Origin of the sequence: Nonomuraea deserti, from assembly GCF_004348685.1 — a bacterium.
Classification (GTDB): Bacteria; Actinomycetota; Actinomycetes; order Streptosporangiales; family Streptosporangiaceae; genus Nonomuraea; species Nonomuraea deserti.
The window spans coordinates 65,386-78,569 of record NZ_SMKO01000002.1 but is presented as its reverse complement, the minus strand read 5'-3'; the positions used below and the strand labels follow the sequence as shown (position 1 = coordinate 78,569).

Genomic DNA, 13,184 nt, shown 5'->3' with positions numbered 1-13,184 from the left:
CCAGATGTCGCCCTGCCCTTCTGCTTGCGGGTTCACCCCGGCCATGCCTCGCACCGCCATGACCTGCCGTCCCACTCCACGAGGAACGGCACCGCGTGCGGCAGCGGCGCCCCCCACACCCGCGCGCCCAGCCCGCACAGGGCGTTGAGCCCGGCCGTCAGGCTCCCGACGTGACCGACCACGGCGACCGTCGCGCCGGGATGCGCCGCGGCGATCGACGTGAGGGCGGCGACGGTGCGCGCCGTGACCGCGTGCCCGTCCTCGCCGTCGCCCGCCGCCTTCTTGCGGTCTGCCGGGCGCGGAGCGCGGTGCTGGCGTACACGTGCGTGACACCTTCGCCGGCCAGCAGTCGCGCCGCCTCCGCCGCCTGCTCGTGTCCCCTCGGCGTCAGCCGGGCGTCGGGGAGGGCGCCGACGGCTCGGGTGGTGACGTTCACCGACTCCGCATGGCGCATGCAGAGCAGGCGCACGTGATCGCTCATGGCCGGAGCCTAGCCAAACCCCGAACCGGGGCACACGAGGTGCACTACGGCCCCGCAAGCCAGGACACACCAGGGCCTTACGGCTCGCGAGCCGTAAGGCACGAGGGGCGCTACAGGCTCGCCTGGTCGAGCCGGTGGATGAGGGCGGCGAGTGACTCTTCCGGTGTCCGGCCGGCCGTGTCGACGATGATGCGTTCCCGGTGCCACGGCTCGTACTCGCGCTCCACCACCTCCTGCCACTCGGGGAGCCGCAGGTCGGAGATGTCGACCGAGCGCGAGGTCACGCGGTCGCGGTGCTCGGCGTGATCGGAGCAGACCACCTCCACCTCGGCGACAGGTACGCCCGCCGCGACCCCGACGGCGCGCCAGGCGTCACGGGTGACCAGGAGCGGGTTGACCGACTCCGCGATCACGGTCAGCCCCTGGCCGAGATGCTCCTCGGCCAGGGCGTAGCCGACGAAGTAGCCGACGGGCCCGAGCGGCGGGCGGGCCAGGCCCGAGCGCACGATCGCCTGCTCGATGGTGTCGATACGCAGGTGAACCGCGCCCATCCGACGGGCCAGGAGGCGGCTGAGCGTCGTCTTCCCGGTCGCGGGCAGGCCGCCCATGACGATGAGCATGCCCCTCATGCTGCCCGATGGGACGGCCCTTCACGCCGCCGCCCAGACGCGTGCCCGCCCTCCACAACCATGCGCCCGGTGGCGGCGGGTCGGGGAGAAAACGGAAAGCGCTCCCTCGCGGAAGCCCGTGTGCCGGGCCTCGCGGGGGAGCGCTCCTCCTGCCGAACTAGAACTGTCGGTGATGTCGCGTCACCAGTCGCCGCCGCCGAAATCTCCGCCGCCGAAGTCGCCGCCGCCGCCGAAGTCGCCCCAGCCGCCGCCGGCGTCGCCGCCGCCGCCGAAGTCGCCGCCGAGGTCGCCACCGGCGCTCTCGTAGCCGCCGCCCCAGCCGCCGAAGCCGCCGCCGAGCATGCTGCCCATCATGGTGCCGATGAACATGCCGGTCATGATGTCGCCGAAGCCGCCGTAGTAGCCGTAGGCGTACGGCTGGTAGGCGGGGCCCGCGTCGTAGTAGGGGCGGCGCTGGCCGTCGACCATGACCTCGCGCATCTGCGGGTCGAAGCCGCGCTCCACTGCCTCGGCGTCCATCTTGCAGGCGGGTACGTCGCGCACCGTGCCGCCGGGCGGGGCCCAGCGCACGTCACGGGTCGACGGGCCGTGCTGCGGGTTGAAGAAGCAGGGCGCGCGCCGCTCGGGCACGGGGTCGTTGTTGACCTTGGCCTTCACCACGGCCAGCGCGTAGCGGCCGTCCTCGAGGGTCTGGGTGACCTCGCGGACCTGGTCGGCACGCTCCACGGCGGCGAGCTGGGTCTTGGCCTTCTCGTAGGAGTCGAGCGCCGTCTGCCACTCGTCGATGTGCTTGCCGCTCTCGCCGGACAGCGTCACGTCGGTGTCGAGAGCGGTGATCTCCTCGCCGAGCTTGGTGACGTCCTCGTCGACGGTCTGCTTGACCGCGGCGAGGTCTTTCGCGTCCTGGATGGCCTTCTTCTTCCTCTTGTTGCTGGAGTAGAGGAAGTAGCCACCGCCGCCGACGACCACGAGCGTGCCCAGGGCGATCAGCGCGGCGGTGCCGCCGGCGCCGGGGTTGGCCTGGCTGCCGGAGTCGAGCGCGGAGCGCTTGCCCTGCGCGGCCAGGTCGACGCGGTTGGCGAAGTCTTTCATGCCGTCGACGACGTTGCCCTCGTTGGAGCTGACCGCGCGGTTGGCCAGCTCGCCCGCCAGACCCGGCGAGCGCAGGGCGCTGGAGGCGGCGAACAGCGTCATCCCGTCGAGCACCGCGAAGGTGGCCCTCGGCCGGCCCGCCGCGGTCAGCGCGGAGTTGAGCCCGGTCATGTAGGCCTTGATGGAGGAGTCGTCGACCGTGCCGTCGGGGAGCGCCACAGCGTAGATCTTGGTGTCGGCCCCCTTCAGCGCGTCACGGATCTCACTCTGCTGGTCAGAGGTCAGGGGCGAGCCCGACTGGACGTAGAGCGGGTCCTGCTTGTCCTTCCAGAAAGACACGACTGACTGTGCGTCAGGGGGATCGGCCGCCGCGTTGGCGGCAGGGGACAGCGCAAGAACGACGATTAGACCGGCGATCAGAGCCGCGATCGCGGCCCCTGCTCGGCGCAGCGAATGGGTCATTGGCAGCAAGCCTCCTTCGCCCATGAGGACGAACGGGCGGTCGGCAAAGTTCCTCACCCGAACGTTACCCGCCCAAGAGTGCGCGGGAGCACAACGCGGGCGAAGATCCTGGACCGTGGATGTCCCTTTTGCTGCCCCGCGGGGAAATACGCGGGGCAGCGGCCCGTCACGAATCCTTGATCATGCAGATCGTCGCGCCGGAGGTGACCGTCTGCCCCACGGCCGCGGAGAGCCCGGTGACCGTCCCCGCCTTGTGCGCGGTGAGCGGTTGCTCCATCTTCATGGCCTCCAGCACCACGACGGTGTCGCCCTCGGCGACGACGGCGCCGTCACCGGCCACGATCTTGACGATGGTGCCCTGCATGGGGCTGACGAGCGCGTCGCCGCCCGCCGCCGCCTTCCTGGCGCCCCCGCCGCCGCGCCTCGGCGCCTTCGCGCCGGCCCCGGCGGTGGTCGTGGCGGAGGCCGCGCCCAGGCCCGCGGGCAGCACCACTTCGAGCCGCTTGCCGCCGACCTCGACGGTCACCGACTCGCGCTCGGGCGCCTCGCCCGTGGCGATCTCACCCGCGTACGGAGCGATCGTGTTGTCCCACTCGGTCTCGATCCAGCGGGTGTGCACGGTGAACGGCGACGAGACGAAGGCCGGGTCGCTGACGACGGCCTCGTGGAACGGCAGCACGGTCGGCATACCCTCGATCGCGAAATCGGCCAGCGCCCGCCGCGAACGCTCCAGCGCCTCCTGGCGCGTCCGCCCGGTCACGATCAGCTTGGCCACCAGCGAGTCGAACGTCTGCGGGACCGTCATCCCCGCTTCGTAGCCGGCGTCGAGCCGGACCCCCGGCCCCGACGGCGGGCGCATGACGGTCAGCGTGCCGGGCGCGGGCAGGAAGTTGCGCCCGGCGTCCTCGGCGTTGATCCGGAACTCGATCGAGTGCCCGCGCAGCACCGGGTCGTCGTAGCCGAGCGGCTCGCCGTCGGCGATCCTGAACATCTCGCGCACCAGGTCGATGCCGGAGACCTCCTCGGTGACCGGGTGCTCGACCTGCAGGCGCGTGTTCACCTCGAGGAAGGAGATCGTGCCGTCCTGGCCGACGAGGAACTCGCACGTGCCCGCTCCGACGTAGCCGGCCTCTTTCAGGATGGCCTTGGAGCTGGCGTAGAGGACGTCGATCTGCTCCTCCGACAGGAAGGGCGCCGGCGCCTCCTCCACCAGCTTCTGGTGGCGGCGCTGGAGCGAGCAGTCGCGGGTGCTGACCACGACCACGTTGCCCTGCCGGTCGGCCAGGCACTGGGTCTCGACGTGGCGGGGCCGGTCGAGATAGCGCTCGACGAAGCACTCGCCGCGGCCGAACGCCGCGACCGCCTCGCGCACCGCCGACTCGTACAGCTCGGCGACCTCCTCGAGCCGCCGCGCCACCTTGATGCCGCGCCCGCCGCCGCCGTACGCGGCCTTGATCGCGATCGGCAGCCCGTGCTCCTCGGCGAACGCCACCACCTCGGCGGCCCCGGAAACCGGGTCCTTCGTGCCCGCGACCAGCGGCGCACCGACCTTCTGGGCGATGTGCCTGGCCTGCACCTTGTCACCGAGCGCCGCGATCGCGGCCGGCGGCGGGCCGATCCAGATCAGCCCCGCGTCGATGACGGCCTGCGCGAAGGCGGCGTTCTCGGCCAGGAAGCCGTAGCCGGGGTGGACGGCGTCGGCCCCGGAGCGCCGTGCGACGTCGAGCAGCTTGGCGACGTCGAGGTAGGTCTCCGCCGGCGACTGCCCGCCCAGCGCGTACGCCTCGTCCGCCACCCTGACGTGCAGGGCGTCGAGGTCCTGGTCGGCGTATACCGCCACGCTGCCGATCCCGGCGTCCTTGCACGCACGGGCCACGCGTACGGCGATCTCGCCGCGGTTGGTGATCAGAACCTTCCGCACCGACGTAAGTCCTTCCTGCTGCCCGAGTTTGCGGTTCAGCGGCCCAGGTATGCGCCGCCGTTCACGTGAACCACTTGCCCTGTCACGTGCCTGGCACCCGCTGAAGCCAGGAAGAGAACGGTATCGGCCACATCGGCCGGATTGCCAGGGCGACCATTACGCGTGTTCTCCACGCGGGCCCTGATGCCGTCTTCGGTCAACCGGCCGCGGAAGAACTCGGTGTCCACGACGAGGCCCGGCGAGACGACGTTCGCGGTGATGCCTCCGGGGCCGAGCTCGGCGGCCAGGTCGGCGGTCCAGGACTCCAGGGCGGCCTTGGCGGCGCCGTACGAGCCTGAGCCGGTGCCGCGTGCGGCGATGGAGCCGATCGAGACGACCCGGCCGTCCCTGGCGATGCGCGGCGCGAGCGCGGTGGTGACGAGCACGGCGGACATGAGGTTGGCGTTGAGGTTGGCCCACCAGGCCTCCGCCGTCTCCGCCAGCTCGCCGGGCTGGCCCCGGTCGAGGTTGGTGTTGCCGCCGGCGTTGTTGACCAGCACATCGACGCGCGCGGGCAGGTCGGCGAGCGCTTCGTTCACGGCGGCGGGGTCGGCGGCGTCGAAGGGCACGCAGGAGGCGCCCAGGCGCTCCGCGGCCTCCTTCAGCACGCTCTCGCGGCGGCCGGTGATCGTGACGCGGTCGCCGAGCGAGACGAACGCCGCCGCGATGGCGTATCCGATGCCGGTGCCGCCGCCGGTGACCACAACCTCGCGCATGGGAAGTCTCCGCTTCCGATGAAGATGAACGATCCTCCGCTAGACCATAGCCGCTCGGCATAACAGGGGCGATGGGAGATGGGCCACCTTAGCCTGAGGGCGCTTTCACAGGTTCCCCCAGGAGGTATGCATGAGTCAGAGCATGCTCGGCGGCGACCCCGCGGAAATGCAGCAGATGTCCACCCAGTTCACCCAGCAGTCGGAGGCGGTCCGCACCACGATGACCGCGCTCGACCGCGAGGCCGCCAAGGTCGGCACCGCGTGGACGGGGCCGGGCGCCCAGCGTTTCCAGCAGGCGTGGCAGAACTACCGTACGGCGTTCCAGCGCATGACCGAGGAGCTCCAGGAGGCTTCGCGGGTCATCGGCACCTACCGTCAGAACATCGAATCCGCCACGAAATGATTACGGACAGGGGCCCTGGCGAGGGTGCCGGGGCTTCTTCCACAGGCGCGGGCGGCCGCCGTCGCCGGCGCCGCCCTGGCGGGCTCCCGCACGTCGCGGGCGCCACGCAGCCTGACGGCGGGATGCCGTCCCCTTCTCGCGCCGCCGTCACGACCGGTGTCGCGCTTCGCCTCCCCGGCTCTCGTTGACAGCCGGCTGTCAAGCGAGCAGCCGAAACCCCTGATGCGTATGGGGCTTATTTGGTTAAATGTCCTTCGTTCATGACGCAATCCCGGAAAGGACGGTCATGGCGGAGAACGACGCCTCCCAGCCTGAGCGGATCGGCGGCCACGAGATCACGGGCCGCCTGGGCGAAGGGCCGCGCGGTGTCGTCCACCTGGGCCGGAAATCCGGAGAAGCGCCGCAGGTGGTCGTCAAGACGCTCAGCGCCGACCCGGCCGCCGACCCCGGCTTCGTGGCCAGACTCAAGAGCGTCGCGCGGGTGTCCAGCACGTACGTGGCCCGCACGTTCGACGCCGGCGTCGACAACGGCCTGCCGTACGTGATCAGGGAGCATGTCGAAGGACGCTCCCTGGCCGAGACCGTCGCCGCGGACGGGCCGCTGACCGGCGACGCCCTGGAGCGCGTCTCGGTGGGCATGCTCACCGCGCTGACCGCCGTCCACCTGGCCGGATTCGCGCACCGCGGGCTCACGCCCGCCAACGTGATCCTCGCCGGTGAGGCCCTGCGCGTCACCGATGTCGAGCTGGGCGACCCGGTCGGCGAGATCGGCTACCGGGCGCCCGAGCAGCTCAACGGACTGCGGTACGGCCCGTCCGCCGACATCTTCTCCTGGGCCGCGACCGTCGTGTTCGCCGCCACCGGCTCCGCTCCGTTCGGGCACGAGGCCGACAACGTGCTGAACGGGGAGCCCGAGACAGGGGAACTGCCCGAGCCGCTGCGCGGGGTCGTGCTGGCCGCGCTCGCCAAGGAGGTGGAGGCGCGGCCGACGACGCACACGGCGATGTTGCGGTTGCTGGGCGGCAACGTGCCCGTGAGCGGCCCGCAGGCGGGAGGGAATCCCGCTCCGCCGGCCGCGTCCGCCGAGGGCGCGCCCAGTGGGCAGCCCGGGCCGATGACGCCCGCGATCCTGCCCATCCAGCTTTCCGTCAAGGGCCTCCAGCCGCCCCAGATGCCGGCGTCCCCCGCTCCCACGGCCGCCCAGGGACCCGTGCCGTCCGGTCCCGTGCCGCCCGGTCCCGTGCCGCCCGGTCCCATGCCGCCCGGTCCCGTGCCGCCCGGTCCCGTGCCGCCCGGTCCCGGCCAGTTCGGCCAGGGCGGCCCCGAACCCATGCACCAGGGTCCGATCGGACAGATCCCGCCGGGACAGGACCCGAGCGGCCAGGTTCCCCCGGGGCAAGTTCCAGCTGGCCAGGGTCCGATGGGCCAGGTCCCGCCGGGTCAGGGTCCGATCGGTCAGATCCCGCCGGGGCAGAGTCCGGTGGAGGCGGGTCCGGGACCTTCTGCCTGGGGTCCTCCGCCGGGTCCAGGCCAGCAGGCTCCGCCCCAGCACCCGGCCCCCGACTTCGTGCCCAGGCCGGGCGAGGGGCAGCAGCGCAAGCCGTTCCCCGTCGGGCTCGTGGCGGGCCTGACCGCTGTCGCGCTCCTGTCCGGCCTCGGCCTGTGGGGCGCGAGCCAGTACTCCGGCAAGGTGACGTTCTCCCCGATCGCCGCGTCCAGCACGGACACGACCGGCGGGGGCAACGGCTTCTCCGCCCAGGGCGAGGGGTCGGCGACGGGCGCGCCGACGCAGCCGCAGCCGCAGGCCGAGGTGACCGCGCCGTGGGCGACCACGCCGAGCCCGGGCACCAGCGACGTCGGCCCGATGGTGCTTCCTACCGACGGCCTCCCCACCAGCTCGCCGGGGGTTCCTGAGCTCACGGCGGTGCCGACTCCGTCGCCGATCACGACGGTCCCGGTGCCCACGGTGACGGCGACGGCGACGGCCCAGCCGACGAAGACGTCCAGGAAGCCCACCAGGAAGCCCACGAGGAAGCCGACCAAGAAGCCCTCGCCGACGGCCACGGTGACCAAGACCGTCAAGCCCAGCAAGACGCCCACCCCGACCAAGAAGCCCACGAAGGAGCCGACGAGGGAGCCCGAGCCGACGCCGACGAAGACGACGAAGCCGACCCCGAAGCCCACGCCGAAGCCCACGCCGACGAAGACGACCAAGCCGGCGGCGAAGAAGAACCCGTACAGCGCGACCCAGGTGTGCGGCAGCGGTTTCGTGGTGCAGCGGAGCTCCTCGTTCGAGGGCGGCACGACGTACCAGTTGTGGAACAACAGCTCGGGACAGAACTGCGTCGTCACCATCAAGTCGGGCTCGGACGTGGGCAAGTCCACTCGCGTGAGCGCGACGCTTGAGGTGCAGGGCGGCAGCAGCAAGACCGACTCCGGGAACTTCGAGTACTACGCGGGCCCGGTCAAGCTGTCCGCCAAGGGCAAGTGTGTCCGCTACTCCGGCAGCGCCGGTTCCGGGAGCACGAGTGCGGGGTGGGCGAACTGCGGCTGATCTGCGCTTTCCCGTCATGATCGGTCGCGTTCTCACGGCGAGCGTGCTCGCCCTGCACCTCGGCGCGGCGGCCCCGGCGGCGGCCGCGCCCGAGGAGTGCAGACCGGAGAAGGGCTCGCTGACGATTCCCGCCAGCGAGCCGTGGGCGCAGAAACGGCTCGACATCAAGAACGCCTGGCGGCTGACGCGCGGCGCGGGCGTCAGGGTGGCGGTCGTCGACAGCGGCGCCGACTACCACCCGCAGGTCCAGATCTCCAAGATCATCGACGAGACGCACACCGGCCACCGCGACTGCGTGGGCCACGGCACGGCCGTCTCCGGCATCATCGGCGCCCGCTACGTCAGCGGCACCCCCTTCCACGGGGTCGCGCCCGAGGCCGAGCTCGTGATGATCAAGCAGAGCAACAAGAGCGAAGGTGACATCGCCAAGCTGATCAGCGCCATCGACGACGCGGTCGCGGCGAAGGCCGAGGTGATCAACGTCTCGGTGCGGGCCTCCGATCACTCCGGGCTGAGGGCCGCCGTCCAGCGGGCGCTCGACAAGGACATCGTCGTGGTCGCCGCGGCGGGGAACGTCACCGGCCCCGACGACGAGGACGTGCCCGCCTATCCCGCGGCGTACGAGGGCGTGCTGGCCGTGGGCGCGGCCACCCCCGACGGCCGCCGCGCCGACCTGTCCAACGCCACCACCCCCGTCGCCGTGCTCGGCCCGGGTACGGACATCACCGCCCCCTGGCCGGGGCTGGGGTACAAGCGCGGCCTGAAGGGCACCAGCTTCGCCACGCCCTATGTGGCGGGCACCGCCGCCCTCGTGCGGTCCCGCTTCCCCCAGCTCACCCAGGAGCAGGTGCGCCGCCGCATCATCGCCACCGCCGAAGGCACGACGGGCACGGGCAGCGGCGCGGGCATGGTGAACCCGGTGCTCGCGGTGACGGCCGTGCTGCCGTACGAGGACGCCGACGCCCCCGTGGTCGCCGAGCCGCCGCCCTCCGCGCTCCCCGCCGATGCCATCGCCAAGGTCCCGCCCCGCGACGAGAGGGCCATCGGCATCTCCATGGTGATGGGGACGGGCGCCATGGTGGCGATCGCCGTGGCGGGCGCGCTCGCGCTGCTCATTCCGCTGGGCCGGCGCAGGGGTTGGCGTCCCGGTCGGCCGTCCTGAGGGTTGCGTTTCGGTGAAAACCGGGAGTTCGCCGGTGAAACTACTGATACGTATGTGATGGATTTGGTTGAATGTCCCATTGAGATCTTGGATCAGCGAAGGGACAACCATGCACCCCCTACGGCCGGGTGATCCCGAGAAGCTGGGCGAGTACGCCATCTCAGGACGGCTGGCCGATGGGCCCCGTGGCGTTGCCTACCTCGGCCGGGAGACCGACGACGCGCCCCTGAGAGTGATCAGGTTGCTGCCCGCCGCCCCGGAGCAGGACGACGAGGAGATCGCCCGGCTCAGAGGCGTACAGCGCGTCTCCAGCTCGTACGTCGCCAGGACCCTGGAGTCCGGCAGGCACGAGGACCGCCCCTACGTGGTGCGCGAGTACGTCGAGGGCCGCAGCCTCGCCCAGGTCGTGGCCGAGGACGGCCCGCTCGACCACGACGCGCTCGAGCGGCTGGCGGTGGGCATGCTGACCGCGTTGACCGCGGTGCATCTGGCCGGCATCACGCACCGCGGGCTCACCCCGCACAACGTGATCATCGGTGCCGGCGGCCCGAGAGTGACGGACGTCGACCTCGGCGGGCCCGTCGGCGAGCTGGGCTACCGCGCTCCCGAGCAGCTCAGAGGGCCGGTTTCCGGCCCGTACGCCGACATGTTCGCCTGGGCCGCGACGGTGGTGTTCGCCGCGACCGGCGAGCCGCCGTTCGGGCAGGACGCCGAGTCCGTGCTGAACGGGCTGCCCGAGGTGGGGAACCTGACCGAGCCCCTGCGCGGGGTGGTGCTCGCCGCGTTGGCCAAGGAGGTGGAGGCGCGGCCGACCACGTACACGGCGATGCTGCGGCTCCTCGGGGACCAGCGGGGCGGCGTCGGCCCCACGCCGCAGCAGCAGCCGTCCCAGCCGGGCGTGCCGCTCGTGGGCGTGCCCATCCCCGCGGTGCCCCTCGAGGGCATGACCGTGCCGGGAGCGCCCATCGAGGGCGTGCCCCTGCCGGTGTCGCCGCCCCCTCAGCAGGCCTGGGGGCCGACGGCGCCGCCGCAGGCCCAGGGCGGCGCCCCGCCGATGGAGGGCGTGCCGGTACCGCCATCGGGCCCCATGTGGGAGCCGCCCAGGCATGAGCGGCAGGCGACGGTCCAGGGGCAGACGGTTTCCTCCCGCCCGCCGCGGAAGTTCCCTGTGGGACTGGCCGCCGCGGTGGGCGTGCTGGTGGTCCTGTCCGGCGCGGGACTGTGGGGCGCCAGCGAGTACGCGTCGACGCAGCGGTTCGAGCCGGTGAACGTGGCCGTGGGCACGTCCGCGGAGGGCACCGCGGAGGCCGGCCAGGCCGAGAAGGCGGCCGCGCAGGAGGGCGTGCCGGAGCAGCCGGCGCAGCAGGAGCAGCAGGAGGCCCAGCCGGAGGTGACCGCGCCGTGGGGGAAGCCGTCGGACGCCGACGTGGGCCCCATGGTGATGCCGTCCGACTGGACGTCGCAGACGCCCACACCGCCCGAGCTCAGCACCGTTCCGACGCCGGCGCCGATCCAGACCCAGCCGGTGGTCACGCAGCCGACGCAGGTCACGCCCACGGTGACCGTGACGACCGGGCCGAGCGGCAGCCCGACGCCCACGTCTGACGCCGTCGTCACCCATCCGGCGACCCAGGAGCCCTCATCGACGCCGACTCCCGCGCCGACCGTCACGGTGACGGTGACGCCCACCCCGACGGTGACGGCCACGCCCACCCCGACGGTCAGCGAGGAGCCGACCCCCGCGCCCTCGCCGACGAGGACGCCGAAACCCACACCGACGAAGACGCCGAAACCCTCACCGACGAAGACGAAGACGAAGACGCCGAAACCCTCGCCCACCAAGACCGGTTCGCCGCCGCAGCGGAACCCGTACACGCCGGTCATGGTCTGCGGGCCGGGCTTCTCCGTGCAGCGCAGCCAGGACTTCCCCGGCGGCGAGACCTTCCAGCTCTACAACGGCGGCTCCGGTGAGAACTGCGTGGTCACCATGAAGACCACGTACGTGGGCACGCCGACGGAGGTGACCGCCACGCTCGAGGTCCAGGGCGGCCGCACCTGGACGGAGTCCGGCACCTACATGTACTACGCCGGGCCGGTCAAGCTGCAGGCCAGGGGCAAGTGTGTGCGGTTCGCCGGCAGCCACAGGGGCAAGAGCACCAGCTCGAACTGGGCCAACTGCGGCTGACCCCGCCCGCGACGGCGAAACCCCCTCAGGACGGTTCCTGAGGGGGTTTGCGCGTCAGTAGGGCTTGTACCGGGCGCCAGGCTGCCCGCTCTCCAAGGACTCGATGCCGGGATGTTCGGCGAGATTGCCGTAGCGGCTGTAGGTGTACAGGACGCCGGCGATGATGTTGTCCACCGGCTCCCGGATCTTGCCGTACCCGGGCAGCGCGTGCGCGTTGAAGGTGGGCGGGATGGTCTGCATCAGCCCCTGGGACGGCACGCCGTTCTTGGCGTTGATGTCCCAGTTGTTGATCGCGTTGGGGTTGCCGCCCGACTCGTGGTGGATGATGGTCCAGATGCGCTGGATGTCCTTGGGGTCGTTCGGGTCCAGGTCGCTCACGTCCAGACCCCGCTTCCTCAGGATCGCGGCCATCTCGGGTGACTTGATGACCCTGATGGCCTCCTTGATCCACTCGACGACCTGCGGCTTGGGAGCCGGGGCGTTGCCGTACGACGACGGCGCGCCGGCGCCTCCGCCGCCCCCACCCCCACCTCCGCCTCCGCCGGCCCCTGGGCCGGAGTCCGGGCCGGTGGGCGCGTCCGCCGAAGCGAGCGAGGTGGGGGAGTAGCCCGCGGTCTTCTCCCAGTCGATCGGATGGTCACCCGGCAGGAAGTCGGCGCCTCCCGGCTGGCGGATGCCCTTGAAGAAGCCGAACCCGTCCTCGCCGAGCTTCCTGTCGAGCGCGGTCTTGGCGGTGGTCAGGGCGTTCGTGGCCGTGGTGACGGCCTGGTTGGCCTTGCCGACCGGATCGTCGAGCTGCTGCTTCACGTGGTTGTCGATGTCGGTCTGCGTGGCGTCGCTGTGGTCGCGCCGGTATTCGTTCGCGGCCGTGGTCGCGGCCTCGTGGAGCCCGCTGACCGTGGTGTGGGCGGTCTCCAGCTTGGTGGCCGCCGTGTCGAGGGCGGAGGCGCAGGCGGTGAGGGCGCTCTTGAGCTTCCGCCCGGCGGTGGGGTACGCGGTCATGTAGTCGGCGAAGGCGTTGGCCGAGTCGCCCTGCCAGGCCTTGCCGACCTCGGTGACGTTTCTGACGAGCTGGTTCGCCGAGGTGGCAACGTGCCCGCCCATCGTCCGCATGGCGGCGGCGATGTTCCTGATCGTCGCCGGGTCGCCGTCGACCTTGTTCTTCAGCCCGGCCAGGGTCTCGACGATGCTCACGCGCCCGACCCCGTCTCGGCGCCGCGGAAGTTGGAGGCGACCTGGCCGAGCGCCCGCTCGACGTTGGTCATGCGGTTGCGTCCCTCGCCGAGCTCGGACCTGACGGACTCCCAGATCGCGTCGATCTTCGCGGCCAGGTCGCCGGCGCCTTCGAGCTCGCCGAAGATGTCGGACTTGGTGTCGCCCTGAGGTGCGGTGACGTCGGAGTTCACGAACGCGTCGTCGAAGTCGAGCATGTTCTTCACCCTGAGGGCCTGGCGTGCGCACTCCTCCAGTGCCTGAACGTGTACGTCCACGTAACTCATGGGGCTCCCGGCTTTCGGTGAAGACGTGAATAGGCGATCAT

General features: G+C 71.7%; 10 protein-coding genes and 1 pseudogene. 4 read left to right on the top strand and 7 right to left on the bottom strand.

From position 1 onward, the window contains the following. Window positions 1-32 precede the first annotated feature (32 nt). The 5 genes and pseudogenes from E1292_RS53325 to E1292_RS01285 form a co-directional block, all read right to left on the bottom strand. Window positions 33-454, bottom strand: a pseudogene (locus E1292_RS53325) (histidine phosphatase family protein). A gap of 137 nt (window positions 455-591) precedes the next feature. Further along, on the bottom strand, window positions 592-1,101 hold the full coding sequence (locus E1292_RS01300) for a P-loop nucleotide/nucleoside kinase family protein (RefSeq protein WP_132591111.1): 510 nt from the start codon (window positions 1,099-1,101) through the stop codon (window positions 592-594). A gap of 189 nt (window positions 1,102-1,290) precedes the next feature. Continuing rightward, the gene (locus E1292_RS50765; protein ID WP_165974312.1) at window positions 1,291-2,541 is read right to left on the bottom strand and encodes a hypothetical protein; all 1,251 of its coding nucleotides are present in this window, start codon (window positions 2,539-2,541) and stop codon (window positions 1,291-1,293) included. Window positions 2,542-2,830: 289 nt separating this feature from the next. After that, window positions 2,831-4,585, bottom strand: a complete 1,755-nt coding sequence (locus E1292_RS01290) for an acetyl/propionyl/methylcrotonyl-CoA carboxylase subunit alpha (protein WP_132591109.1) — start codon at window positions 4,583-4,585, stop codon at window positions 2,831-2,833. A 35-nt stretch (window positions 4,586-4,620) separates the two neighbouring features. Further along, a complete protein-coding gene (locus E1292_RS01285) occupies window positions 4,621-5,340 on the bottom strand; it encodes an SDR family NAD(P)-dependent oxidoreductase (protein ID WP_132591107.1) in 720 nt (239 codons plus the stop codon). Window positions 5,341-5,470: 130 nt separating this feature from the next. Between E1292_RS01285 and E1292_RS01280 the strand changes: the two genes are divergently transcribed. The 4 genes from E1292_RS01280 (at window position 5,471) to E1292_RS01265 (ending at window position 11,644) form a co-directional block, all read left to right on the top strand. Beyond that, a complete protein-coding gene (locus tag E1292_RS01280) occupies window positions 5,471-5,743 on the top strand; it encodes a WXG100 family type VII secretion target (protein ID WP_165960088.1) in 273 nt (90 codons plus the stop codon). Between the two features lie 286 nt (window positions 5,744-6,029). Beyond that, complete coding sequence (locus tag E1292_RS01275) at window positions 6,030-8,297, top strand: protein kinase domain-containing protein (RefSeq protein ID WP_165974311.1); 2,268 nt, start codon at window positions 6,030-6,032, stop codon at window positions 8,295-8,297. A gap of 16 nt (window positions 8,298-8,313) precedes the next feature. After that, window positions 8,314-9,459 carry a S8 family serine peptidase gene (locus tag E1292_RS01270; protein ID WP_132591103.1) on the top strand — a complete coding sequence of 382 codons (1,146 nt, stop codon included), beginning with the start codon at window positions 8,314-8,316 and terminating at the stop codon, window positions 9,457-9,459. A gap of 109 nt (window positions 9,460-9,568) precedes the next feature. Further along, window positions 9,569-11,644, top strand: coding sequence for a serine/threonine protein kinase (locus tag E1292_RS01265; RefSeq protein ID WP_132591101.1), 2,076 nt, complete (start codon window positions 9,569-9,571; stop codon window positions 11,642-11,644). A 54-nt stretch (window positions 11,645-11,698) separates the two neighbouring features. Here E1292_RS01265 and E1292_RS01260 read toward each other — a convergent pair whose 3' ends face one another. Next, window positions 11,699-12,838, bottom strand: a complete 1,140-nt coding sequence (locus tag E1292_RS01260) for a WXG100 family type VII secretion target (protein ID WP_132591099.1) — start codon at window positions 12,836-12,838, stop codon at window positions 11,699-11,701. Then, window positions 12,835-13,143: a hypothetical protein gene (locus tag E1292_RS01255; RefSeq protein ID WP_132591097.1), complete on the bottom strand. Its 309-nt coding sequence runs from the start codon at window positions 13,141-13,143 to the stop codon at window positions 12,835-12,837. Before E1292_RS01255 ends, E1292_RS01260 begins: the two co-directional genes overlap by 4 nt. Window positions 13,144-13,184: the final 41 nt, after the last annotated feature.

Coding starts and splice junctions, on each gene's coding strand:
- E1292_RS01265 (WP_132591101.1), top strand. CDS start 9,569: ATGCACCCCCTACGGCCGGGTGATCCCGAGAAGCTGGGCGAGTACGCC.
- E1292_RS01270 (WP_132591103.1), top strand. CDS start 8,314: ATGATCGGTCGCGTTCTCACGGCGAGCGTGCTCGCCCTGCACCTCGGC.
- E1292_RS01255 (WP_132591097.1), bottom strand. CDS start 13,143: ATGAGTTACGTGGACGTACACGTTCAGGCACTGGAGGAGTGCGCACGC.
- E1292_RS01285 (WP_132591107.1), bottom strand. CDS start 5,340: ATGCGCGAGGTTGTGGTCACCGGCGGCGGCACCGGCATCGGATACGCC.
- E1292_RS01275 (WP_165974311.1), top strand. CDS start 6,030: ATGGCGGAGAACGACGCCTCCCAGCCTGAGCGGATCGGCGGCCACGAG.
- E1292_RS01280 (WP_165960088.1), top strand. CDS start 5,471: ATGAGTCAGAGCATGCTCGGCGGCGACCCCGCGGAAATGCAGCAGATG.
- E1292_RS01300 (WP_132591111.1), bottom strand. CDS start 1,101: ATGCTCATCGTCATGGGCGGCCTGCCCGCGACCGGGAAGACGACGCTC.